This window comes from Mycobacterium sp. smrl_JER01, from assembly GCF_048513595.2.
Lineage (GTDB): Bacteria > Actinomycetota > Actinomycetes > Mycobacteriales > Mycobacteriaceae > Mycobacterium.
Genome location: NZ_JBLXXK020000001.1, coordinates 3,829,204 through 3,854,321, shown reverse-complemented (window position 1 = coordinate 3,854,321; position 25,118 = coordinate 3,829,204). Strand labels below are relative to the sequence as shown.

General features: G+C 69.2%; 13 protein-coding genes. 11 read left to right on the top strand and 2 right to left on the bottom strand.

The window, feature by feature from the left end:
* Positions 1-13 precede the first annotated feature (13 nt).
* From ACNUDN_RS18070 to ACNUDN_RS18035, 8 genes are read left to right on the top strand one after another with little or no spacing between them, the layout of a single operon-like run.
* Entirely contained in the window at positions 14-3,481 is a 3,468-nt protein-coding gene (locus ACNUDN_RS18070) for a non-ribosomal peptide synthetase (RefSeq protein WP_419123178.1), read from the top strand.
* A complete protein-coding gene (locus ACNUDN_RS18065) occupies positions 3,478-4,221 on the top strand; it encodes a thioesterase II family protein (protein WP_419123177.1) in 744 nt (247 codons plus the stop codon). Before ACNUDN_RS18070 ends, ACNUDN_RS18065 begins: the two co-directional genes overlap by 4 nt.
* Complete coding sequence (locus ACNUDN_RS18060) at positions 4,218-5,522, top strand: beta-ketoacyl [acyl carrier protein] synthase domain-containing protein (protein WP_419123176.1); 1,305 nt, start codon at positions 4,218-4,220, stop codon at positions 5,520-5,522. Before ACNUDN_RS18065 ends, ACNUDN_RS18060 begins: the two co-directional genes overlap by 4 nt.
* Positions 5,522-8,482 carry a mycobactin polyketide synthase MbtD gene (gene mbtD / locus ACNUDN_RS18055; protein ID WP_419123175.1) on the top strand — a complete coding sequence of 987 codons (2,961 nt, stop codon included), beginning with the start codon at positions 5,522-5,524 and terminating at the stop codon, positions 8,480-8,482. The genes ACNUDN_RS18060 and mbtD overlap by 1 nt, the downstream gene beginning before the upstream one ends.
* Positions 8,475-13,688: a non-ribosomal peptide synthetase gene (locus ACNUDN_RS18050; RefSeq protein ID WP_419123174.1), complete on the top strand. Its 5,214-nt coding sequence runs from the start codon at positions 8,475-8,477 to the stop codon at positions 13,686-13,688. Before mbtD ends, ACNUDN_RS18050 begins: the two co-directional genes overlap by 8 nt.
* Positions 13,685-18,169 (top strand): non-ribosomal peptide synthetase, encoded by a 4,485-nt coding sequence (locus tag ACNUDN_RS18045; RefSeq protein WP_419123173.1) that lies wholly within the window; start codon positions 13,685-13,687, stop codon positions 18,167-18,169. The genes ACNUDN_RS18050 and ACNUDN_RS18045 overlap by 4 nt, the downstream gene beginning before the upstream one ends.
* Positions 18,166-19,491, top strand: a complete 1,326-nt coding sequence (gene mbtG, locus ACNUDN_RS18040; protein ID WP_419123172.1) for an NADPH-dependent L-lysine N(6)-monooxygenase MbtG — start codon at positions 18,166-18,168, stop codon at positions 19,489-19,491. The genes ACNUDN_RS18045 and mbtG overlap by 4 nt, the downstream gene beginning before the upstream one ends.
* Positions 19,469-19,696 (top strand): MbtH family protein, encoded by a 228-nt coding sequence (locus tag ACNUDN_RS18035; protein ID WP_419123171.1) that lies wholly within the window; start codon positions 19,469-19,471, stop codon positions 19,694-19,696. The genes mbtG and ACNUDN_RS18035 overlap by 23 nt, the downstream gene beginning before the upstream one ends.
* A 58-nt stretch (positions 19,697-19,754) precedes the next feature.
* Here ACNUDN_RS18035 and ACNUDN_RS18030 read toward each other — a convergent pair whose 3' ends face one another.
* Positions 19,755-21,257: a hypothetical protein gene (locus tag ACNUDN_RS18030; protein ID WP_419123170.1), complete on the bottom strand. Its 1,503-nt coding sequence runs from the start codon at positions 21,255-21,257 to the stop codon at positions 19,755-19,757.
* Between the two features lie 260 nt (positions 21,258-21,517).
* The gene (locus ACNUDN_RS18025; RefSeq protein ID WP_419123169.1) at positions 21,518-21,832 is read right to left on the bottom strand and encodes a type II toxin-antitoxin system VapB family antitoxin; all 315 of its coding nucleotides are present in this window, start codon (positions 21,830-21,832) and stop codon (positions 21,518-21,520) included.
* 163 nt (positions 21,833-21,995) lie between these two features.
* Here ACNUDN_RS18025 and hrcA point away from each other — a divergent pair, with 163 nt between their 5' ends.
* From hrcA to ACNUDN_RS18010, 3 genes are read left to right on the top strand one after another with little or no spacing between them, the layout of a single operon-like run.
* Positions 21,996-23,027, top strand: a complete 1,032-nt coding sequence (gene hrcA, locus ACNUDN_RS18020) for a heat-inducible transcriptional repressor HrcA (protein ID WP_419123168.1) — start codon at positions 21,996-21,998, stop codon at positions 23,025-23,027.
* 52 nt (positions 23,028-23,079) lie between these two features.
* Positions 23,080-24,231 (top strand): molecular chaperone DnaJ, encoded by a 1,152-nt coding sequence (gene dnaJ / locus ACNUDN_RS18015; RefSeq protein ID WP_419123167.1) that lies wholly within the window; start codon positions 23,080-23,082, stop codon positions 24,229-24,231.
* A gap of 35 nt (positions 24,232-24,266) precedes the next feature.
* A complete protein-coding gene (locus tag ACNUDN_RS18010; protein ID WP_419123166.1) occupies positions 24,267-25,007 on the top strand; it encodes a 16S rRNA (uracil(1498)-N(3))-methyltransferase in 741 nt (246 codons plus the stop codon).
* The last annotated feature ends 111 nt before the right edge of the window (positions 25,008-25,118 follow it).

Here is a 25,118-nt window from a genome sequence, read left to right as displayed (position 1 = left end):
TCGAGGAGGTTCGGTGGGTTCGGCGACGACGACGGCGCAATCGGTCCGTGACGAGGTCGCCGAACTGCTGGGCGTCGACCCGGCCGGGCTTGACCCCGAGGCCGACCTGATCGCGTCCGGTCTCGATTCGATTCGCATGATGTCACTGTCGGGCCGCTGGCGCAGACAGGGCATCGATGTCGGTTTCGCCGCGCTGGCAGCCAACCCCACGGTGGCTGCGTGGACCGAGTTGGTCGCGGGTCGGGCCACGACGGCGATCGCCGGACGGGACGTGACGCCGGAGGCTGCGAAGCCCGTCGACACGGACACCTTCGCGCTGGCGCCGATTCAGCATGCGATGTGGGTGGGCCGCAACGACGATCAGCAGCTCGGCGGTGTCGCGGCACACCTCTACGTCGAGTTCGACGGGGCGGGCGTGGATCCCGAGCGACTGCGGGATGCCGCGGCCAAACTGGCGCTGCGGCATCCGATGCTGCGCGTGGAGATCCTGCCCGACGGAACCCAGCGCATCGGTGATCGCGGTCTGCCGGTCACGGTGTACGACCTTCGTGACCTGGACACCCCGGCCGCCGAACGACGGCTGGAAGAGATCAGGCAGCAGAAATCCCATCAGATGATGCACGACGAGGTGCTGCAGTTCTCGCTGTCGCTACTGGCCGGCGGCCGGACCCGGCTGCACGTCGACATGGACATGCAGGCCGCCGACGCCGTGAGCTACCGCAACTTCATGGCTGATCTCGCCGAGTTCTACAGCGGCGCAACGCTTCCCGAACTGAACTACACCTACCGCGAATACCGTGCGGCACTCACATCGACGACCGCGGCATCCGAAGAGGACCGCAGGTGGTGGGTCGAACGCATCCCCGAACTGCCCGAAGGGCCAGCCCTTCCGCTGGTGCCGAGGTCCGAGCAGGCGGATCCGAAACGGACCAGACGCCGTTGGCACATATTTGATGTCGCCACGCGCGACGCGCTGTTCGCGGCGGCGCACCGGCGCGGGATCACCCCGGCGATGGCGGTGGCGGGGTCCTACGCGGGCACCCTGGCCCGATGGGCGACCAACCGGCGTTTCCTGCTCAACCTGCCGATGTTCGGTCGCGAGCAGTTTCACCCCGACGTCGACAAACTCGTCGGCGATTTCACTTCGTCGCTGCTGCTCGACGTGGACCTCACCGCAGCCGATACTCCGGCCGCCCGCTGCCGGGTGCTGCAGCAGACCCTGCACGCGTCCGCCCGGCATTCCAGCTACTCGGGCCTGTCGGTGCTGCGCGACCTGACCCGTCACCATGGCACTCCGGTGCTGGCCCCGATTGTCTATACGAGTGCACTCGGTCTCGGGGATCTGTTCGCGGGCAAGGTGACCGAGCACTTCGGCAGCCCGGTGTGGACGATCTCGCAGGGACCGCAGGTCCTCCTCGATGCGCAGGCCACCCCGGTGGCCGAGGGGCTGATGATCAACTGGGACACTCGCGAGGACGCGTTCCGGCCCGGCGTCGCCGACGCGATGTTCGCTCACCACCTTGCCGAACTGCAACGCCTCGCCACCGACGAATCTTCCTGGGACGCTGTCGATGTCGCGGCGGTCACGCCCGAACAGCAGTCCGCGCGCGATGCTGTTCTCGTGACGGCCGCTGCGAGCGGAGAGGTACTGCACGACGGGTTCTTCCGCAACGCCGAGGCCCGCCCCGATGCGCCGGCGGTGTGGAGCCGGGCGGGAAACCTCAGTTACGGGCAGCTGCGGGAGCAGGTGCTTGCCGTTGCTGCGGCGCTGCGCGTCGCCGGCATCCGGCCCGGCGACGTCGTCGCGGTGATGGGACCGAAGAATTTCGAACAGATCGTCGCCCTGCTTGCCATCTCCACCGTCGGGGCGGTCTACGTTCCGGTGGGCGTGGACCATCCCACCGACCGGGCATCGCGCATGCTGGCCAACGCGCGGGTGCGGATGGCCCTGGTGTGCGGTGACGATCCGCCGACCACTCTGCCCGGCCTGACCGTCGCGGAGGCGTTACGGGTGGGTCGTCGGGAGAGCGGCTTTCGACGGGCGGTCGTCGACCCGACCGACCGGGCGTACATCCTGTTCACGTCAGGCTCGACCGGCGAGCCCAAAGGCGTCGAGATGACCCACGACGCCTCGATGAACACCATCGAGTTCATCAACGGTCACTTCGGCATCGACTCGGACGACCGGTGCCTGGCCCTGTCGTCGCTGGAATGCGACCTGTCCGTCCTCGACATCTTCGGCACGCTGGGCTCGGGGGGGTCGATCGTCGTCGTCGACGAGCACGAACGCCGCGACCCCGACGTGTGGGCACGCCTCATCGCCGAGCACGGCGTCACGGTGCTGCACTTCATGCCCGGTTGGTTGGAGATGCTCTCCGAGGTCGACGGCGACCTGTCGTCGGTGCGCGTGGTGCCCACCGGTGGCGACTGGGTCCGCCCGGAACTGGTCCGGACGCTGCGCGCACGGGCTCCGCACCTGCGGTTCGCCGGTCTCGGTGGCGCCACCGAGACCGCGACACACCACACGATCTGCGAGGTCATCGGGGACATCCCCGCAGAGTGGACCTCGATCCCGCTCGGTGTTCCGTTGCCCAACAACGTGTGCCGGGTCGTCGGCCCGGACGGCTTGGACTGTCCGGACTGGGTGCCCGGCGAGTTGTGGGTCGGGGGACGCGGTGTGGCCCGCGGCTACTGTGCACGCCCGGATCTGACCGCGCAGCGGTTCGTGCATCATCAGGGCCGCACCTGGTATCGCACCGGCGATCTGGTGCGCTACCGGCCCGGTGGCATCATCGAGTTCGTCGGCCGGGCCGACCACCGGATCAAGATCAGTGGGTACCGGGTCGAACTCGGCGAGGTCGAGTCGGCGTTGCGTCGCGTTGCGGGCGTCGACTCCGCGGTGGCGGCGATGGTGCCGGCCGACGGCGGCCGCGAGGTGCTCGCCGCGCTCATCAGCGGCGACGCCGGCCACCCGGTTCCCGACCCGCACAAGATCACCGAGGCGATGGCCGAACTCGTGCCGCCGCACATGATCCCGCAGATCCTCGTCTCCGCCGACCAGATCCCCTACACCCTCGGCGGCAAGATCGACCGCGCCGCGGTGGCGCGACAGCTCGGCGAGGCGGATGTCCGCGGCGGCTCCGGATTCCGGGCACCTGCGACTGCGCTGGAATCGGCGCTGTGCGCGATCATCGGTACGGTTCTGGGACGCGCCTCCGTCGGCGCCGACGACGACTTCTTCGCCTCCGGGGGCGATTCCGTGCTGGCCACCCAGGTGGTGGCACGCGTCCGAACCTGGCTCGACTCCCCGTCGGTCGCAGTCGCCGATATCTTCGCCGCGCGCAGCGCAGCGGCGCTCGCGCAACGGTTGATCGGCTACGAATCCGACGGCAACCGGCTGACCGAGGTGGCCGAGCTCTACCTGGAGGTCGCCGATATGGACGGTGCCGAGGTGCTTTCCGCGCTGGACACCGGGCGATGATCGGGGAACGGTTCCAGCTCGATCTCGTGCCATGGATCAAGAGGTTCCCCGGGGAGCCGGGGACCTCGACGATCGTGTTCCCGCATGCCGGCGGCGCCGCCGCGGCCTACCGAGGTTTCGCGTCGGCATTGTGCGCCAGAGGGGTCGACACCTTCCTGGTGCAGTACCCGCAGCGCGGAGAGCGGTTGGCCCATCCGGCGGCCGAGAGCATCACCGAACTTGCCGCCGACCTCCTGGCCGCCGCCGACTGGAACCGGCTCGGTCCGCTCCGGTTGTTCGGGCACTGTATGGGAGCGTTGGTGGGCTTCGAGTTCACCCGGTTGGCCGCACAGCGCGGCGTCACCGTCCGCGAATTGTGGGCGTCGGCCAGCCAGGCGCCCTCGACGGTGGAAGGTTCGCGTCCCGAGCCTGTCACAGACCGCGAACTGCTGGCCGACATCGTCGACCTCGGCGGCACCGACGCCCGGCTGCTCGCCGACGAGGATTTCCTCGAACTGCTGCTGCCCGCGGTCCGTGCCGACTACCGGGCGTTTCACCGGTACACCTGTGGCCGCGACGTCCGCATCGCGGCCGACATCCACGTCATCGGCGGCGATGCCGACCACCGGGCCGAGCAAGACCTGTTGCGGCAGTGGCAGCGGCACACCGACTCCGTGTTCACTTTCACGATGATGCCGGGTGGCCACTTCTATCTCGATGATCATCTCGACGAGGTCGCCGAGCTGGTGAGCTGCACATGACCGATGACCCCGTGGTCATCGTCGGGATGGCGGTCGAGGCGCCGGGCGGTGTGGACAGTGTCGACGACTTCTGGAACCTGCTCGCCGAGCAGCGCGAGGCGCTGTCCCCGTTCCCGGACGATCGGGGCTGGTCGCTGCATACGTTGCTGGCCGGATCGCGGCGCGAGGGTTTCGCACCGATCCACAATCTGGGTGGATTCCTGAGCACCGCAGGTTGTTTCGATCCGGAGTTCTTCGGCATCTCGCGCCGCGAGGCCGTCGCGATGGATCCGCAGCAACGCGTCGCGTTGCGGGTTTCATGGCGTGCGCTGGAAAGCGCGCTGATCAACCCCGACGACCTCGCCGGCCACGAAGTGGGTTGTTATGTCGGCGCCTCGGATATGCGGTATGGGCCCGCGATGGACGAGTTCTCGCACCACAGCGGACATCTGATCACCGGGACGTCGCTGGGCGTGATCTCCGGCCGCATCGCCTACACCCTGGGGGTGGTGGGTCCGGCCATGACGGTGGACACGTCGTGTTCGTCTGCACTGTCGGCGTTTCACCTGGCCGTACAGGCGCTGCGGTCCGGCGATTGTGACCTCGCGCTGGCCGGCGGGGTGTGCGTCATGGGGTCGCCCGGATATTTCGTGGAGTTCTCCACACAGCACGCGCTCTCCGATGACGGGCACTGCCGGCCCTACAGCGCGCACGCCAGCGGGACTGTGTGGGCCGAAGGCGCGGGCATGTTCGTCCTGCAAAAGAAGTCGGGCGCGCTACGGGACCGTCGCCGGATCCTGGGCGAGGTGTTGGCAAGCTGCGTGAACTCCGACGGTAGATCCGTCGGGCTCACCGCGCCCAGCAGGCAGGCCCAGTCGCGGTTGTTCGAGCGCGCGCTCACCGTCGCGGGGGTGGAGCCCACCGGTGTCGGGATGCTGGAGGGCCACGGCACCGGGACACGGTTGGGGGATCGCACCGAGCTGCACTCGTTGGCCGCGACCTATGGCGCGGGCGCGCCCGGTCAGGGCCCGCTGCTCGGATCGGTCAAATCCAATGTCGGGCACACCCAGGCGGCCGCCGGTGCGCTCGGGTTGGCCAAGGTGCTGCTCGCCGCCGAGCACGCCGCCATCCCGGCCACCCTGCACGTCGACGAGCCGAGCCGCGAAATCGACTGGGAGAGAACCGGTCTACGATTGGCTTCCAAACTGTCCCGATGGCCGGCCCTCGATGGCACGCGGGTCGGCGCGGTGTCGGCGTTCGGGATGAGCGGCACCAACACCCATGTCGTGGTCGCGGTGCCGGGGGAAGGCAGGGCGGCCTGATGCCGGCCGGCCGGCTACCCGACGGGAGGGTCGCGGTCCCGCTGAGCGCCCACGACGAACAACTGGTCCCCGGCGCCGCTCGCGCGATCCTGGACTACCTGCACCGGAACCCGTGCGATGCCGAGCAGGTCGCCGGGCAGCTGGTACGGACGCGGCGGATGCGGCGCCACCGCGCCATCGTGCGTGCCGGCAACCGTGACGAACTCGTGGCCGGCCTGCAGGCTGTCGCCGACGGCAGCGAGCACCCGCTGGTGGCGCGGTCGGGGGGCCATGGGGGCGCGCGGACCGCGTTCGTGTTTCCGGGGCAGGGCAGTCAGTGGGCCGGGATGGGCGCCCAAACCTACCGCGAGCTACCGGTCTACCGTGCCGAGGCCGACCGGCTCACCGCGGCGATCGTCGGCGCCGGTCTGCCGACGCCGCTACCGTTCCTGACCGCGTGCGGCGCCGGGCCGGTGTCACATGAGGAACTGCACGCAGCCCAGTTCGTCCATTCGGTGGCACTGGCCGCGGTGTGGCGATCGTGTGGCATCCTGCCCGATCTGACACTGGGGCACAGCCTCGGTGAGGTTGCGGCGGCTTACGTCGCCGAGACCGTCACACTCGACGATGCCGTCTCGGTGCTGGCGGCGCGGGCAGCGGCGATCGCGGCGATCCCGGGCGAGAACGGGGTCGCGGTGCTGGGCGTCGACCCCGGCGAGGCGGCCGATCTGATCGCCGGGTGCGCCGGCTGGCTGGAACTCTCGGCAGTGAATTCACAAGCATCGGTGGCAGTTTCGGGGGAGCGGCGCGCGGTGGCCGCGATCGTCGCGGCGGCCCGGGCCCGTGGCCGATTCGCGCGCGAACTGGCGATGAGCTTCCCGGCGCACACCACCGCGATGGAAACCCAGCGTGAGCACCTCAACCGCCGGTTGCCCAGGTCGGTGTTCGCCGAGTCGCCGATCCAGTTCGTCGGGTCCGCGACCGGGCGGCCCGTCGAGCCCGGAACCGACTTCGGCGAGTACTGGTATGCCAACCTGCGCAACACGATCCGATTCGACCGCGCTGTACAGACCGCGATCGGCCTCGGTGCAGGGATGTATGCCGAGATGTCGGCGCACCCGGCACTGCTGTTCGCCATCGAGGACGCCGCTGAAGGTTCCGGTGTCGCACCCGTGGTGGTCGTCGGCTCGGGCCACCGTGACCAACCGGTCCGGGACCGGCTGTCGGCGAACATCTCCGCCCTCGCGGCGGCCGAGCCCGCCTACCGGTGGAGAGACCTGCTCAGCACGGATCCGCCCCCGCTCCACGGCTTTCCTCCGGCCCCCATGCGTGCCGAGCACCTGTGGGCGGTACCCGAACCCCTGCCTGCGGCGACCGGCCTGACCGTGGCCACCGAGTCGTGGCGGCCGTGCTCCCCGCACCCACCCTCGGGTGGTCCGCCCCGGCAGGTCGCCGTGGTGCCGATGGGCGGGAACGTGCACAACGCGGCGACCGTCTCGGCGGGCACCGCCGCACCGCTGGTCGCGGCCCTGCGTGCCGCCGTGGCCGGTCGACCCGATACGGCGCCGGCAGATCCGCGCGAGGCCGACCTCGTCATCGCGGTCGCTCCTGGGTTGCACGGGCGGGATGCCGCCGGGAGCGTCGAAAGGTTGTCCGCTGCCGTCGATGCGGGTGTGCTCGGATATCCCGAGGTGTTCGGCCCCCGGTGCCGTGACGTCTGGCTGGTCACCACCGGAGCCGAGAGTGTGACCGACGACGATCCTGTCGCGGATCTGGCCCAGGCCGGGTTGGCAGCGATGCACCGCAGCATCGGCTTCGAACACCCCGACCAGAGTTTTCATCATCTGGATCTGCCGGTGGGCACCGCAAGCGCACCTGCCGCGGTCGAACTGATGATCGGCGGCGCAGGTGAAGTGGCGATTCGCGGAAACGGTGTGGGCTACCAGCGGGTCCTCGACGAAGAAGTGTCCAACGACGAAGTTTCGCTGGTGTCGCCGTCGCAACTGGACTCCGATGCCCTGGCCAACGTCGTGATCGCCGGCGGTTCGGGTGCCATCGGGTTGAGCTACGCCAGGTTCCTCGCCGATCACGGTGCCCGGCGGATCCTGCTGCTGAGCCGCCGCGGTGTGGCACCGGAACTGTTGGAGCGCATCGGCACCCGCATCGACGCGCCCGCATGCGATCTGCGCGACGCCGCGCAGCTCGCCGACACCGCCGCCCGCTACGCCGGGGAGCCGGCATCGCTGATCATCCACGCCGCCGGGACGGCGACGTTCGCCAACCGCGCCCAGATCACCGGTTCCGCACTGGCCGACATGGCAGGGGCCAAGGTCGTGGGTCTGGAGGCGTTGACCCGCGCCTGGCCGATGCGTGCCGACGCCCGGATCCTGCTGTGCTCGTCGGTGACCGGGGTGTGGGGCGGCAAAGGAGTGGGCGGATACGCGGCCGCCAACCGGATGCTCGACGTGATGGCCGCCCGGCTGCGGGCCGAGGGACGCCACTGCACGGCCATCCGGTTCGGACTGTGGCAGGGCAGCGGCATCGTCGACGCCGCGGAGATCACACGGGTCGAACGCAGCGGCCTCAGGCCGATGCAACCCGAGCTTGCGGTGCAGACCAGCCTCGGTGAGCGCCGGCGGGATCCGCTGGTACTGGCGGGCGACCCCGAGCGGTTGCGCCGGTTCTTCGGCGCCGGCACCGCGCGCAGCGCACCAGAGACCGAGGCTGGCAGGCAACCGCTGGCAGCCCCGGAAGCGGTGCGCACCCAGCTCGCCGCGGTGCTCGGTGTCGACACCGCGTCGTTGGACCTCGACGCCTCACTGTTCGATCTCGGCGTCGATTCGCTGCTCGCACTCGATCTGCGCAAGCGGCTCAAACGCGTGACCGGACAGACCGTTCCGATGGCGACGCTGCTCGGCGGCATCACCGGCACCGACCTGATCGCCGGTCTATCAGAGAAAGTGGACTCTTCGAGTGACTGAGACCGACACCGGCGCCCGCCTCGACGAGCATCGGCTGGAGTTGCTGCGCCGCCGGATGCAGGAGCGAGGACTCGCCGCGCGAACCGATGCCCCCGAAGCCATTCAGGACGGTGCCATGCAGGACGGTGCCATTCAGGACGGTGCCATTCAGGACGGTGCCATGCAGGACCGTGCCGTGCTGACCGAGGGGCAGCTGCGGATGTGGTTCGTCCACGCCGCCGACCCCAGCGGCGCGCTGCTCAATGTGTGCCTGTCCTACCGCATCAGCGGCGACGTCGATGTCACACGGCTGCACGACGCCGTCGACCGGGTGGCGCGGCGGCATCCGGCGCTGCGCACGACGTACCGCGCCGGCGACGACGACGCCGGCCTTCCGGTGCCCTCCGTCCACTCCGACCTGATGCCCGGGTGGTCCCAGCACGACCTGTCCGAGCTGTCCGAACGTGCCCGCCGGCTACGGCTGGAGGTGCTCGCGCAACGGGAGTTCGCCAAACCGTTCGACCTCGGTGCCGAATCGCCGGTGCGGATCACCGTGATCCGCACCGGAGCAACCGAGTTGGTGCTGTTGCTGGTCGCGCACCACATCGCCTGGGACGACGGGTCCTGGGAGGTGTTCTTCACCGACCTCACCAAGGCCTACCTCGGTGAGTCGCTGGGGCCGGCGCCCAGTGCGGCCGCCCCCGTGGTGACCGGCGACGACGAAGATGTCGCGTACTGGCGTGCGGTGATGGCCGATCCACCCGAGCCGCTGGAGCTGCCCGGGCCGACGGGCACGGTCGTGCCGACGAGCTGGCGCTCCCAGCGCACCACCGTCCGCCTCGACGCCGAGGTCGCGGCGCGGATCACCGCGTTGGCCGACGAGGTCGGTGCGACGCCGTACGCCGTGCTGCTCGCGGTGTTCGGCGTGCTGATACACCGCTACAGCCACGTCGACGACTTCCTGGTCGCCACCCCGGTGCTCAACCGCGCCGGTGACACCGAAAATGTGATCGGCTACTTCGGTAACACCGTGGCGATGCGGCTGCGGCCGCGGTCGGCGATGACGTTCCGCGAGTTGTTGATCCAGACCCGCGACACCGCCCTCGGCGCGTTCGCCCACCAGCGGGTCGGCCTCGACCGCATGGTCCGGGAGCTGAACCCGGACCGTCGGCACGGTGCCGAGCGGCTGACCCGGACCAGTTTCGGCTTCCGCGGTCGCGACCGATTCGGCTTCACCCCCGCAGGCGTCACATGTGAAAGAGCCGATCTGCGATCGCATCTGACGCACCTCCCGCTCGGCGTCATGGTCGAGTTCGACCCCGACGAGATCATGGTCGAGCTTGAGCATCTGGTGCAGATCATCGAACCGGCCCTGGCCGGACAGCTCCTCGACCACTACACGGTGCTGATCCGCAGTGCCCTCGACACCCCCGACGCCACATTGAGCACGCTGCAGCTGATGGGTGAACAGGACACCGAGTGGCTGCGCGCGGTGTCGGCGGGCCCGCGCTTCGAGACCGCGCCCGCAACCATCACCGACCTGATCGAGGCGCAGGCCCGACGCAGCCCGGACGGCACCGCAGTGGTCTACGAAGGCCGCCACTACAGCTACCGGGAGATCAACGAGGCGGCCAATCGCGTGGCGTACCGGCTGATCGACCAGGGTGTGGGCGCCGAGGACCGGGTTGCGGTGCTGCTCGACAAGTCGCCGGAATTGGTGGTGACCGCGCTGGGAGTGCTGAAGGCCGGTGCGGTCTACGTACCGGTGGATCCCACCTACCCGAGGGACCGGCTCGACTTCATCCTTGGTGACTGTGACGCGAAAGCGATTGTCCGCCAACCGATCGCCGATATCGACGACCCGCATCCGGGTGTGCGTGCCGACAATCCCGTCGACAGCGACCGAGTGCGTCCGCTGAGTCCCGACAACACCGCGTACCTGATCTACACCTCGGGTTCCACGGGTCTGCCCAAAGGCGTTCCGGTATCGCATCGCCCGGTCGCCGAGTACTTCGTGTGGTTCGCCGACGACTACCGGGTCGACGAGAACGATCGACTGCTGCAGGTCGCCTCGCCCAGCTTCGACGTGTCCATCGCCGAGGTGTTCGGCACCTTGGCCTGCGGTGCTCGGCTGGTGATACATCGCCCCGGCGGGCTGAACGACATCGGCTACCTCACCTCGCTGCTGCGCGACGAAGGCATCACCGCGATGCACTTCGTACCGTCGCTGCTCGGGCTGTTCCTGTCGCTGCCCGGGGTGAACCAGTGGCGGACGCTACAGCGGGTACCGATCGGCGGCGAAGCGCTGCCCGGTGAAGTGGCCGACAAGTTCCACGCCACCTTCGACGCGCTGCTGCACAACTTCTACGGGCCGACCGAGACGGTCATCAACGCGACCCGGTTCAAGGTCGAGGGTAGACAGGGCACCCGGATCGTGCCGATCGGCAAGCCCAAGATCAACACCGCGGTCTATATCCTCGACGACGCACTGCAACCGGTCCCGGTCGGCTCCATCGGTGAGATCTACATCGCCGGAACGCATGTCGCACGCGGTTACCACCGCCGTCCGGCGCTGACCGCCGAGCGGTTCGTCGCGGATCCGTTCAGCCCAGGTGCCCGCATGTACCGGTCCGGGGATCTGGCTCGCCGCAACGCCGACGGCGACATCGAGTTCGTCGGCCGGGCCGACGAACAGGTCAAGATCCGCGGCTTCCGCATCGAACTCGGTGATGTGGCCGCCGCGATCACCGTCGACCCGAGCGTCGGACAGGCGGTGGTCGTCGTCAGCGACCTGCCCAATCTCGGCAAGAGCCTGGTCGGCTATCTCACCGCGGCCGACGGTGCCGGTGTCGATGTGGACCGGATCCGGTCCCGGGTGGCCGCGGCGCTACCCGAGTACATGACACCGGCCGCCTACGTGGTCGTCGACCAGATACCGATCACCGCGCACGGCAAGATCGACCGTGCCGCACTGCCTGATCCGGAGATCTCGGGAACCATCGAGTTCCGGGCCCCGGCGGCAGGCACCGAGCAGCGCCTCGCCGGCATCTACGCCGAACTGCTGGGTCAGCAGCAGGTCGGTGCCGACGACTCCTTCTTCGACCTGGGCGGTCACTCGCTACTGGCGACAAAACTGGTTGCCGAACTGCGCGCACAGTTCGGCGTGGACATCGGGGTACGCGACGTCTTCGACAATGCCACCGTCGCCGGGCTGGCCGCTCATCTCGACATGCTTACCGACGGCGCCGGCGAGCTCAGCCGCCGGCCCCGGCTGGTCGCGGTGCCGGTGGACGGCCCTGCACCGCTGTCGTCGTCGCAGCTGCGGTCCTGGTTCGGGTACCGCATCGAGGGTCGCAGCCCGATCAACAACATCCCGTTCGCGGCGCGTCTGACCGGTCCCTGCGATGTCGACGCGTTCGTCATGGCGATCCGCGATGTCGTCGAGCGACACGCGATTCTGCGCACCACCTACCGCGAGATCGACGGGGTGCCCTATCAGATCGTCAACCCGGTCGCCGACGTCGGCGTCCGCCGGGCGCGCGGTGACGGCGAAGACTGGTTGCAAGCCGAGCTCGACCGCGAACGCAAGCACACCTTCGACCTGGAACAGGACTGGCCGATCCGCGCCGCCGTCCTGACCGTCGGCGCCGGCGGTGCGGCAGCCGATCGCACTCCAGAGCACGTGTTGTCGGTGGTGATGCACCACATCGCCGGCGATCACTGGTCGGGCAGTGTGCTGTTCGCCGATCTGGTGACGGCCTACCGGGCTCGCAAGAGCGGGGAGCGCCCCACCTGGGCGCCACTGCCGGTGCAGTACACCGACTACGGCGCCTGGCAGGCCCAGCTCCTCGGTGACGACGCCGGTATCGCCGCTCCCCAGCGCGACTATTGGGTTCGCCAGCTCGCCGACGCCCCGGTCGAAGCCGGTCTACCGCTGGACTTCTCCCGACCCCGCCTGCCCAGCGGCAGAGGCGACGCGGTCGAGTTCGGCATCGACGGTGCAACCAGGGACAAGATCGCCGCGCTGTGCCGTGATCTCGGCATCACCGAGTTCATGCTGCTGCAGGCCGCGGTGGCCGTTACCCTGTGCAAAGCCGGTGCAGGACAAGACGTTCCGCTCGGGACGCCGGTGGCCGGTCGTTCCGAAGCCGAGCTGGAGCAGCTGGTCGGCTTCTTCGTCAACTTCGTGGTGCTGCGCAACGATCTCAGTGGCAACCCCTCGCTGCGGGAGGTTCTGGTCAGGGCCCGCGAGATGGCGCTGGCGGCGTACTCCAATCAGGATGTGCCGTTCGAACAAGTGGTGGAGGTGGTGAACCCGCCGCGGACACTGGCGCGCAATCCGCTGTTCCAGGTGGTGGTCCACGTCCGGGAACAGCTGCCGCAACGTCAGATGATCGACAGTGACACCGAGTTCACGGCGCTGGAGCCGACCTTCGACATCGCCCAGGCCGATCTGTCGCTGAACTTTCTGGCCGGGCCCGACGGCGAGGGTTATCGCGGCTACCTGATCTACCGTCCCGAGTTGTACGCGCGTCGCACGATCGAGCGACTGGGACGATGGTTGACGCGGGTGGTGCAGGCGTTCGCCGAACACCCGGACAGCCGAGTTCGCGATGTCGACATTCTCTCAGTGCAAGAGCGGCAACGCATTTCGAACGACTGGAGCAACGGGGCCACGGTGCGGGTGCTCGACGGCGACCTGTTGCCCGTTCCGGTCGGAGTATTCGGCGACCTCTACCTCACCGGCGGTCCGTTCGGGGGAGCGCAGTTCTACCGCACCGGTGACAAGGCCAGATGGGACGATGACGGCCGCCTGGAGATCGTCGCCGGTGGATCCACCCGCGGCAGCCACGCGATCGAAGCGGCGCCGCCGGTCGCCCCGGCTGAGTTCGAGGACCCGCAGACCGCCACCGAGCGCGGACTTGCGGCACTGTTGAGCGAGCTGCTCGGTGCCGACGTGGTCGGTCGGCACGACGATTTCTTCGGCCTCGGCGGTGACAGTGTGCTGGCGGTCCAGCTCGCGGCGCGGGCGCGCGACGCCGGGATGGCGCTGACCGCGCGCATGGTCTTCGAACACCCACAGGTCGCCGAGCTGGCCGCGGCGCTCGACAGCGGCGCCGCACCGGCGGCCGAGCCGCAGGACACCGGCCACGCACCGATGACGGTGTCCGGGCTTTCCGAGGACGAATTGGCCGCGCTCACCGAATCATGGGGCCGTGGGCGATGACACAGACCCAACCCGGTGTGCAGGCAGCCGCGGTCGAGGACGTGCTGGCACTGAGCCCGCTGCAGCAGGGGCTGTTCTCGATGGCCACGCTGTCCGACGGCAGCGGCGACCCGTACGTCATCTCGATGGCGGTCGACGTCGTGGGAAGCCTCGACGTCGCACTGCTGCGAGACTGTGCGGCCCACCTGCTCGAGCGGCACGCGAACCTGCGGGCCAGCTTCGTCAAGGGCGATCTCAGTAGGGCCGTCCAGGTCATCCCGAGCCGCGTCGAGGTGCCGTGGCGGCACGTCACCGTCGCCGACGACGGCGAGGTCGAGACGCTGGAATCCTCGGAACGGACAGGGCGGTTCACGCTCGACCGCGGTCCGGTGATCCGTTTCCTGCTCATCGAGGGACCGCGGCGCCGACGGTTCGTCGTCACCGCCCACCACATCCTGATCGACGGGTGGTCACTGCCGCTGCTGATGGGCGAGCTGCTGACCCTCTACCGTGGCGGCGGTGATCCGGCCGCGCTGCCCGGGGCGCCGCGCCCCTACCGCGACTACATCGGTTGGCTGGCCGGGCGTGACGAAGACGTCAGCCGCGCACTGTGGAGCCGTCACCTCGCCGGTATCGACGGACCGACACTGCTGACTCCTGCGTTGACATCGTCGGCCCCGGCGCCGGGCAGACCGCGGCTGACCGAGGTCAGACTCGACGCCGTCGCCACGCGGCGACTTGCCGAGGCGGCCAGAAGTCGTGGCGTCACCATCAACACCCTGATCCAGCTGGCCTGGGCGACCGTGCTGTCGGTGATCACCGACCGGACCGATGTGGTGTTCGGCGTGACAGTCTCCGGTCGCCCAAGCGAGTTGGCCGGTGTCGAGCGGATGGTCGGGCTGTTCATCAACACCGTTCCACTGCGGGTTCGTCTGGATCCGGTTTCCTCGGCCGGGGCGCAATGCCTTGCACTGCAACGCGAAGCGGCGGCACTGCGCGACCACGGATACCTCAGCCACTCCGAGCTGCGGGCGCTGGGAGGTGTCGGCGAGATGTTCGACACCCTGCTGGTCTATGAGAACTTCCCGCCGGGCGGACTGGTCGGGCGCACCGAGTTCGAGGCAGCTGGGGCTACTTTCGTGCCGTCTGCGCTGGAGAGCCTGTCGCATTTTCCGGTGACCCTGGCAGCGCACCTGGCCGACGACGAACTCACCCTGTTCGTCGAGGTGATCGACGGCGCGCTCGGTGTCCTGCGGCCTGCCGACATCGGCGACCGGGTGCTGCACACCGCGCAGCGTCTGATCGAATGCTGGGACGCACCCCTGCGGGCTGTGGGTGTGCTGCTGCCCGGGGAAGATCCGTCCACCCCCCCGGCGTCGGACGTGGTGAGCAGCAAGGGTATTCATCACCGGTTCGCCGACACAGCCGCCGGTCGGTTGGGTTCGCTCGCGCTGAGCTGGGATGGCGGCGGGACGCTGACCTATCGTGAGCTCGACGAGGCCGCCGATCGGATGGCCGCGGCGCTGGCAGCGGCCGCGGTCGGGCCCGAGACCCCGGTCGCGGTGCTGCTGCCGCGTGGCCCCGACTACGTCGTGGCGATGCTCGGCGTGCTCAAGGCGGGGGGCACGATCGTTCCGTTGGATCCGGCCATGCCCGCCGACCGTGTCAGCGACATTCTCCGACAGTGCGGTGCCACTGTGGTCGTCGACGAGACCTTCGCCGCAGCGGCGGCAGGTGTCCAACCTCCCCCGGGATACCGGCCCGCCGAGGTATCCGGCGGGCGGGCGGCCTACATCGTGTTCACCTCCGGCACCACCGGCAGGCCCAAGGGTGTGGTGGGAACCCACGGCGCCGTGCTGGCGTACGCCGAGGACCACGCCGCGCATATCCTGCGACCGGCGGCCGAGAGGCTCGGCAGACCGTTGCGGGTCGGCCACGCCTGGTCGTTCACCTTCGACGCTGCCTGGCAGCCGCTGGTGGCGCTGCTCGACGGCCACGCGGTGCATCTGGTCGGTGACCAGACCCAGCGCGACGCCGAGGCGTTGGTGCACACCATCGGACGGTTCGGCATCGACCTGCTCGACACCACACCGTCGATGTTCGCCCAGCTGTACGACGTGGGTCTGCTGAGCACGGTTGCCCTCCCGGTGCTGGCCCTGGGAGGGGAAGCGATCAGCCCCGCGCTGTGGCAGGCGATCGGTGACCGGTGTGCGCGCACCGGCATGGCGGCGTACAACTGCTACGGACCCACAGAGACCACGGTGGAGGCGGTGGTCGCGGCGATCGACCGGTATCCGCGGCCCTCGATCGGGCGGCCGACGCAGACGATGCGGGCCTACGTGCTGGATTCGTGGCTACGGCAGGTGCCCGACGGGGTCGCGGGAGAGTTGTACCTGTCCGGTGGCCAGTTGACGCGCGGTTACCTCGGGCGTAGCGCCGAGACGGCACGCCGTTTCGTCGCAGACCCGTTCTCGGCCGGCTCGAGGATGTACCGCACCGGCGACGTGGTGCGCCGCGCCGCCGACGGTGGCCTGCAGTTCCTCGGCCGCGCCGACGATCAGGTCAAGATCCGCGGATACCGCGTCGAGCCAGGGGAGATCGCGGCGGTTCTCTGCGCCCATCCGGCGGTTTCGGACGCCCACGTCGTCGTCGGCCGCGGCGACGGAGCTGTGCGGTTGACCGCCTACGTGGCGGCCGGGGCGAGCCCGCCGGCTGTGCCCGAGTTGCGGGCGTTGCTGGCGAAACGGTTGCCGCGCTACATGATTCCGCAGCGTGTCGTGATCGTCGGCGAGCTCCCGCTGACATCGCACGGCAAGGTCGACGAAGCCGCGCTGGCCGGCGTTGCGCCCGCCGAGGGGCCGTCGGTCGAGCCGCAGACGCCGACTGAAGCTGTCCTCGTCGAACTGTTTTCCGAGGTGCTCGACGGTGAACGGGTGGACACGGCCACCGACTTCCACCATATGGGGCTCGACAGCATCGTGGCGCTCACGCTGGTGCAGGCGGCGCGTCGGCGCGGGATCGAGATGCGGGCCCGCCTGATGCTGGAATGCGACACCATCGGTGAGCTCGCCGCCGCGATCGACTCTGCCGGCCCCGACCCCGCACCGGCGCCGGTAGCCGACGCTCGCTTCGGTGACGTCGCGCCGGCCCCGATCATGACGTGGATGTACGAGTGCGGGAACTTCCGCCGATTCACCCACAATGTCCTGGTCGCCCTCCCGCCCGACATCACCGGGGGGCGGCTGGAGCTGATCCTGCAGGCATTGCTCGACCGCCACGACATGCTGCGCGCGACCCTCGACGAGGGCGGCCGCCTTCGCACCCGCCCGCCCGGCACGGTGTCGGCCGGCGACGTGCTGGCGGTCGCCGATAGCGCCGCGGCCGACTCCCTCGGAACGGAAGTCGCTGCCGCACTGGAGCGTATCGATCCCACGTCGGGATCGATGGTGCAGGCTGTGTGGTTCCGACAGGGTCCGCCGGTACTGCTGCTGTGTGTGCATCACCTGGCCACCGACGTGGTGTCGTGGTACGTCATCCTGGGTGCGCTGGCCGCACTCGATGCTGCGCTGTCCGCCGGGCATGCCCCGGACGGGGCCGCCGAGTACACCACGTACCGGGACTGGACCCGGCGGTTGCACGAGCGCAGCCGATCCGAACAGGTGGGCCGTCAGCGTGAGTACTGGGTGCGGCAACTCGCCGCACCGGATCCGGTGCTGGGCCGCCGGTTACCCGACCCGCGCCGCGACACCTGGGCCGAGATGCAGGTGACCGACGTGGTCACCGAGGCCGCCACGACCCGCGCGATCCTTGCCGCGGTGGACGGAGCCGGGATCGAGATGCGCGATTTCCTGCTCGCCGCACTGACTCTGACGTTGGCGTCGTGGCGGGTCGCGCGCGGGCAGCCGGCGCATCACGGTGCGCTGGTGGCCCTCGAGGGGCACGGACGTGAGGACGGGCTGTTCGACGGTGTCGACACCTCGGCCACCGTCGGATGGTTCACCTCGGTGTTCCCGGTACGACTGGGTGCCGGTGCAGTGGCCGTCGACGTGGACTCGGTCCGTCGTGATCCCGCGGCCGGACGGACGTTGTTGCGGGACGTGGTCCGGCAGCTGGCCGACGTGCCCGCCCGAGGGCTCGACTACGGATTGCTGCGCTATGTGCGCCGGGACGCCGGTCTGGCCGCGCTGCCGGAGCCGCAGGTCGAGTTCAACTATGTCGGACGCTACGACCTCAGCGCCGATCAGACGTCGACGGCCTGGACCCTGATCACCGACGAGACCCTGAATGCCCGGCTGCCCGCGGCGGCCGAACCCGACCTGCCGCTGCGTTTCACCTTCGACGTCATCGCCGTGGTGGCGGCCGGCGCCGAAGGCCCGCAGCTGCGGACCAGTTGGCGGTGGAGCCGAGCCCTGTCCAGCGCCGACGAGGTGGACCGGCTCGGCGCGCTCTGGCAGCAGGCGATCAGCGTGCTCGCCGCTGCCGGGCCCGGGGACGTGCCGTGACCGCGCGGTCGACGGCAACCTTGGCCGTCGTCGGTGCCGGGCCCAAGGCGGTCGCGGTGGCGGCCAAGGCCGCCGAGTTGCGCGGCATGGGTGTCGAGGTGCCCGATGTGGTGGCCATCGAACGCAGCGCCGTCGGCGCCAACTGGCAGGCCGTCGGTGGCTGGACCGACGGCCAGCACCGGTTGGGCACCAGCCCGGAAAAGGACGTCGGCTTCCCGTACCGGTCGTCGCTGGTGCCGCGCCGCAACGCCGAACTGGACGAGCGGATGATGCGTCACAGTTGGCAGTCCTACCTGATCGCGAGTGCGCAGTTCGCAGAATGGATCGACCGGGGTCGGCCCGCGCCGACACACGCGGGCTGGAGCCGTTACCTGCGATGGGTTGCCGACAACATCGCGATGACGGTGATCTCCGGTGAGGTCCGGCAGATTTCGACCGACGGCCGGCGGTGGGAACTGGTCACCGACGGGCAGCGGGTGCCTGCCGACGGGGTGATGATCACCGGTCCGGGTCAGGCGCAGCGCTCGATTCTGCCGCACGACCCGCGGGTGCTGTCGATCGCGCAGTTCTGGGAGCGGGCTGCCCGGCAGGATCTGATCGTCGCCGAGCGGGTCGCCGTCATCGGTGGGGGTGAGACCGCCGCGTCGATGCTCAACGAGCTGTTCCGGCATCGTGTTTCGACGATCACCGTCATCTCGCCGCAGGTGACGCTGTTCACCCGGGGCGAGGGTTTCTTCGAGAACACCCTGTTCTCGGATCCGACGGACTGGGCGAGTCTGACCATGGCCGAACGCCGTGATGCCCTCGGACGCACCGACCGCGGGGTGTTCTCCGCGCGGGTGCAGGATGCGCTGCTCGCCGACGACCGCATTCGTCATCTACGCGGTCGCGTCGCGCACGCCGTCGCCAGGGACGACCGAATCCGGTTGACGCTGAGTGCGAATCGGGCCGGTGAGGCGCTGGAGACGGTACACGGCTTCGACCTGGTCATCGACGGCTCGGGGGCCGACTCGATGTGGTTCGAGCCGTTGTTCAGCGACGACGCGCGCGATCTGATCGAGCTGGCGCTGCGGGCCCCGCTCAGCGGCGATTCGCTCCAGGAATCGATCGGGCACGATCTGTCGGTCGCTGCACTGGCGCCGAAGTTGTTCCTGCCCGGATTGTCCGGTCTCACGCAGGGTCCGGGTTTCCCGAACCTGAGTTGCCTCGGACTGCTGTCCGACCGTGTGCTGGGTGCGCGGTACCCGGCTGTGCCCCAACCAGATTCGGGGTCACAACCCCATTCGGTGAGGAGATCCGATGAACATCAACCCGTTCGATGACGACAACGGCACCTTTTACGTGCTGATCAACGACGAAGGGCAATACAGTCTCTGGCCCGTCTTCGCCGACGTGCCTACGGGTTGGCATGTCGTCTTCGGGGAGAGTACCCGTGCCGACTGCCTGGCATATGTCGAGGAGACCTGGACCGATCTGCGTCCGCTCAGCCTCCGATCCCGGATGGACGCCGAAAGCCCTCGGGGGTAGCCGAAGTCGGCTACCCCCGAGGTTGGTCCCGGGTGGAGACCTCTCACTTCAGTGCCGCTCAGTCAGAGCTGTCCGAGCCCGAGCCCGAGTCCGAGCCGGAGTCCGAGTCCGAGCTGGAGTCCGAGTCGGAGCTGTCGTCATCGCCTCCGGCAGCGTCGGCCTCGTCGCTCGCATCGGCCTCGTCAGTCGCGTCGGCCTCGTCAGTCACGTCGGTCTCGTCGCTCTCGTCGGTCCCCTCGGTCTCGTCGACCCCGGAGTCGGCGTCATCCCCGTCGTCGAGGGCGGCGGTGGCGTCGTCCTCCGACCCGTCTTCGGTGTCGACGACCGTGGTGTCGGCCGGGACGCCGGCGGGGTCGGCGACCTCGTCCCCGGCGGGCGCTTCGGACTCCTGAGCGACGGTGTCGATCGTCAGCGAAACCGTGTCGCCGCCGAACGCGAGGTCGGTCGATGTCACCTCGGTCAGCGGGGCGACCGTGTCGGCGGCGCCTTCGGGTACCGGCTGCGGCCGCTGCATGTTCAGCGCCCGGGCGATTTCCCGGGGCAGCTGCACGAAAAAGAAGTCCAGCGTGCCGGTGGGGGAGAACAGCCCGGGGAAGTTCCGTCCCGGGCCGTCCGGCGGGAACGGGCTGTCGGGATCGGTGAGGAACGCCGGCACGTAGCCGTTGAAGAAGGCGTTGGCGATCTTGGCCGGGGCGTTGATCAGCTCGCTGGCCAGGGTGACGATGTCGCCGGAGAACAGCGCGGCCCGAGCCCGGTCCAGGATCTCGACGGTCTGGAAGATCGCGGTGATGGGAGGCGCGAACAGGGCTCGACCCAGGTTGCCGATCACGCCGCGGGACAGCAGCCCGGCGCCGTATCCCGGTCCGGCGGTGCCCTCGTCCATCCAGGACGTGCCGAGGATGCGGGCCAACGGATCCAGGCCGATCGACTCCAGGAAATCGCCCGGAATCCGCAGCGTGTCGAGCAGCCCGGCGCGGTTCTCGGACAGGATGTCGACCAGGAACCAGTTGTTGAGCTGACCCCAGGCCGCCAGGAACTGACCCTGGAACAGGTAACCGGCCGCCGTCACCAGCACCTCGGGCAGCTTCGAGAGCGCTTCCCAGGATGCCTCGGACGCCGCCTGCAGGCCTGCGCCGATACGCCCGCCGTAGGTGAACGGGAACTTCACCGTCTCGCCCAATATCGCCAACGGATTGGTCAGTGACGAGAACAGCGTCTCCAGGATCTCGGCCTGCAGCGCCGGGTTGCCCAGCGTCTCGGCGAGCACCGTCGTCTGCGCCACGATGTTGTGTCCCAGTCCACCCGCGGTGGTGAGCGTGTTCGAGATGGTGGTTCCCCACAGCGCCAGCGGGTTCTCGAATGCCGAGAGCTCGAGGGACGCGGCCCGGGCGTCGGGACGGGTGGGCGCCGCGGCCGTCTCCAGTGCCGGGGTCAGTGCCAGGACGCCGGCGCCGGCCACCGCCACACCGGCGATCAGAGCTTTGCTGCGATGAGCGCCCGCCGGTGCCCGTCTGGGCGCGTACGCGCATCCCACCGGTGGGACGCGAAGATCTGGGTTCACGAATTCTCCCTCGTAGCTGTGTAAATCCTATGTATCTCCTTAGAGATTTCTGGATGTTAGCTGAGGAAAGCGACCGTGACAATAGGTAAGGCTAACCTAGTTTGCGCTGCTGGGGGGCCGTTTCGGAAAGTTCGGCCGTGCGGCAAATGCGCTGCGGCACCACCGACTTCGCCATACGGCTTGCGGTGGGTGCTATTGCTCGTCGCTCCCGCATCGGGACGGTCCCCGTTGCCGGACGGCCCTGCGCTGAAGTCCCGGCGCTAGGTGCCCTGCGGGACCGCCATGTCCATATCGAAGACGCGCGCGTGCAGCACCGTGCGGTTACGCAAGGCGGCCCGCACCGCCCGATGCAGACCATCCTCCAGGTAGACGTTGCCGCGCCACTTCACCGCGTGGGGGAACAGATCGCCGTAGAAGGTCGAGTCCTCGGAGAGCAGCCGGTCCAGCGCCAGCACGGTGGTCGTCATGACCAGTTCGTCGAGCCGGATCTGCCGGGGCGGGATCTGCGCCCACTGACGGTGCGACAGTCCGTGGTCAGGGTAGGGCCTGCCATCGCGAACCCCTTTGAAGATCATCGACGCGCCTTCGCTGCCCGTGCCCCCGCACTGTTTTCGTCTAGCACGTGAGGGTAACCTGCCCAGGCTGACCGTGTCGTGTCGGTTCGCTCGGTCGCCGGCACACCCCGCGATCACCGTAAAATGAACGCGACCAGGACGAGTCTTATTCAGGTGGTGAACAATGGGCAGCGCTGACGAGCGTCGTTTCGAGGTTCTCCGGGCGATCGTTGCCGACTTCGTCGCCACCCAGGAGCCGATCGGATCCAAAGCGCTGGTCGAACGTCACAATCTCGGCGTGTCGAGCGCCACGGTGCGCAACGACATGGCGGTGCTGGAAGCCGAGGGTTACATCACCCAGCCGCACACCAGTTCCGGGCGGGTGCCCACGGAAAAGGGCTACCGCGAGTTCGTCGATCGCCTCGACGACGTCAAACCCATGTCGGCAGCGGAGCGGCGCGCCATCCTGTCTTTCCTGGAAACCGGCGTCGACCTCGACGATGTGCTGCGTCGCGCGGTGCGGTTGCTCGCGCAGCTGACCCGGCAGGTGGCGGTCGTCCAGTACCCGACGTTGTCGACGTCGAGCGTGCGGCGTCTGGAAGTGGTGGCACTGACCCCGGCCCGGCTCCTGCTGGTCGTCATCACCGACTCCGGGCGCGTCGACCAGCGCATCGTCGAACTCGGCGACGCGATCGACGACGGCCAGTTGGGTCAGCTGCGTGACCTGCTCGGCGGGGCGCTGGAAGGCAAGCCGCTGACCGCCGCGTCGATCGCGGTGTCCGATCTCGCCTCGCACCTCAACGGCCAGGGTGGTCTGGCCGACGCGGTCGGCAGATCGGCGACCGTGTTGGTCGAGACGCTCGTCGAGCACACCGAAGAACGGCTGCTGCTCGGCGGAACCGCGAACTTGACCCGTAATACCGCCGATTTCGGCGGCTCACTGCGCCCGGTGCTCGAAGCACTCGAGGAACAGGTGGTGGTGCTGCGCCTGCTGGCCAAACAACAGGAGGCGGGCAAGGTGACGGTGCGGATCGGGCACGAGACCGAGGCCGAGGAGATGGTCGGCACCTCGGTGATCAGCACGGCGTACGGCAGCGCAGGCAAGGTCTTCGGCGGTATGGGTGTGTTGGGTCCCACACGGATGGACTATCCGGGAACCATCGCGAACGTCGCCGCTGTTGCTCTCTATATTGGCGAAGTCTTAGGTAACCGCTGACCCGCCTACCCGCAGGGGTTTAGGCAGGTCGGTCGGGCGGGAAAGGTTGAGCGTGGCACGCGACTATTACGGTCTGCTCGGAGTGAGCAAGGGTGCAGGTGATGCGGAGATCAAGCGCGCCTACCGCAAGCTCGCCCGTGAACTGCACCCAGATGTCAATCCCGACGAGGGCGCCCAGGCCCGTTTCCAGGAGATCAGCGTCGCCTACGAGGTGCTCAGCGATCCGGAGAAGCGGCGCATCGTCGACCTCGGCGGGGATCCCATGGAATCCGCGGCCGGCGGCGGCGCCGGAGGCTTCGCCGGCTTCGGCGGTCTGGGCGACGTCTTCGAGGCGTTCTTCGGTGGCGGCGCCACGGCGCGCGGCCCGGTCGGACGGGTCCGCCCCGGTTCGGATTCGCTGCTGCGGATGCGGCTCGACCTCGACGAGTGCGCGACCGGGGTGACCAAACAGGTCACCGTCGACACCGCGGTGCTGTGCGACCTGTGCCACGGCAAGGGCACCCACGGCGATTCCACACCGGTCACCTGCGATACGTGCGGCGGGCGCGGCGAGATCCAGACCGTGCAGCGGTCGCTGCTCGGCCAGGTGATGACGTCGCGGCCCTGCCCGGTGTGCGGCGGGGTCGGCGAGGTCATCCCGAACCCGTGTAACCGGTGCTCGGGCGACGGTCGCGTGCGCGCCCGCCGGGAGATCAGCGTCAAGATCCCCGCCGGCGTGGGAGACGGTATGCGGGTCCGGCTGGCCGCCCAGGGCGAGGTCGGTCCCGGCGGCGGACCGGCGGGCGACCTCTACGTCGAGGTGCACGAGAAGCCGCACCCGGTGTTCGTCCGCGAGGGCGACGACCTGCACTGCACGGTGTCGGTGCCGATGGTCGACGCCGCGCTCGGCACGGCGGTGACCATCGACGCCATCCTCGACGGCCCGATCGACATCACGATCGCCGCGGGCACCCAACCCGGTGCGGTCACCACCCTGCGCGGCCACGGGATGCCGCACCTGCGCTCGGGTGTGCGCGGCGACCTGCACGCCCACATCGACGTCGTGGTGCCTACCCGGCTCGACCACGAGGGCATCGAGTTGTTGCGGACCTTCAAGGAACGCACCAACGACGCGGCCGAGGTGCGGTCGGCCCAGAACGGCGGGGCATCGTCACACGGCGGCGGATTGTTCTCCCGCCTGCGCGAGACGTTCACCGGCCGCTAGCGTGCCCGGCGCAGGCCGGCCCTTATGCTCCTGGCGTGCGCGCCCTGTTCTTCGTCGACGAGGTTCCCGCGGTGGGCCAGGTCGTCACCGTCGACGGTGACGAGGGCTTTCACGCCGCGAACGTGCGCCGGACCCGGCGCGGAGAGGAACTCGACCTCGCCGACGGCGCCGGTGTGGTTGCCCACTGTGTCGTCGACGACGTCGCGCGCGCCAGCCTCACCGCCCGGGTGCTGCACCGCCGTGTCGTGTCGCCACCCTCGCCCGCGGTGACCATCGTGCAGGCACTTCCCAAATCCGAGCGTTCGGAGCTGGCGATAGAACTGGCCACCGAGGCGGGCGCCGACGCGTTCGTGGCCTGGCAGGCGTCGCGGTGTGTGGCGCGCTGGGACGGCGCGGCCAAGGTCGACAAGGGATTACGACGATGGCGCGCCGTCGCCCGCTCGGCAGCCCGCCAATCCCGGCGCCCGCACATCCCCACCGTCGACGGCGTCGTCAGCACCGGCGTGCTGATCGAGTCGATCCGGTCGGCGCCGTCGGGCACCGCGCTGGTCTTGCACGAATCGGCCTCCCGGTCACTGGTGGATGTGCCGGTGGCGCACGCGGATTCGCTGATGTTGATCGTCGGCCCCGAAGGCGGGGTCGCCGACGACGAGCTGGCCGCGTTCACCGACGCCGGGGCGGTCGCGGTCCGGCTCGGGCCGACCGTGCTGCGCACCTCGACTGCCGCTGCGGTGGCGCTCGGCGCGCTCGGGGTGCTGACGCGGCGTTGGGGCTGAACTGCCATGGATCCGGTGGTACACCCCCCGGGGGTAGCGGCCCGGCTCTGATCTGGATAGGTTAGCCTTCCCTTCGACTGTTGGAAGCCCGAGGGCTGCGCCGATTCAAAG

Bases quoted from the DNA above. Each gene is read 5' to 3' on its own strand.
- ACNUDN_RS18025 (WP_419123169.1), bottom strand. From the start codon at position 21,832: ATGATCTTCAAAGGGGTTCGCGATGGCAGGCCCTACCCTGACCACGGA.
- ACNUDN_RS18060 (WP_419123176.1), top strand. From the start codon at position 4,218: ATGACCGATGACCCCGTGGTCATCGTCGGGATGGCGGTCGAGGCGCCG.
- mbtD (WP_419123175.1), top strand. From the start codon at position 5,522: ATGCCGGCCGGCCGGCTACCCGACGGGAGGGTCGCGGTCCCGCTGAGC.
- ACNUDN_RS18035 (WP_419123171.1), top strand. From the start codon at position 19,469: ATGAACATCAACCCGTTCGATGACGACAACGGCACCTTTTACGTGCTG.
- ACNUDN_RS18045 (WP_419123173.1), top strand. From the start codon at position 13,685: ATGACACAGACCCAACCCGGTGTGCAGGCAGCCGCGGTCGAGGACGTG.
- hrcA (WP_419123168.1), top strand. From the start codon at position 21,996: ATGGGCAGCGCTGACGAGCGTCGTTTCGAGGTTCTCCGGGCGATCGTT.
- ACNUDN_RS18065 (WP_419123177.1), top strand. From the start codon at position 3,478: ATGATCGGGGAACGGTTCCAGCTCGATCTCGTGCCATGGATCAAGAGG.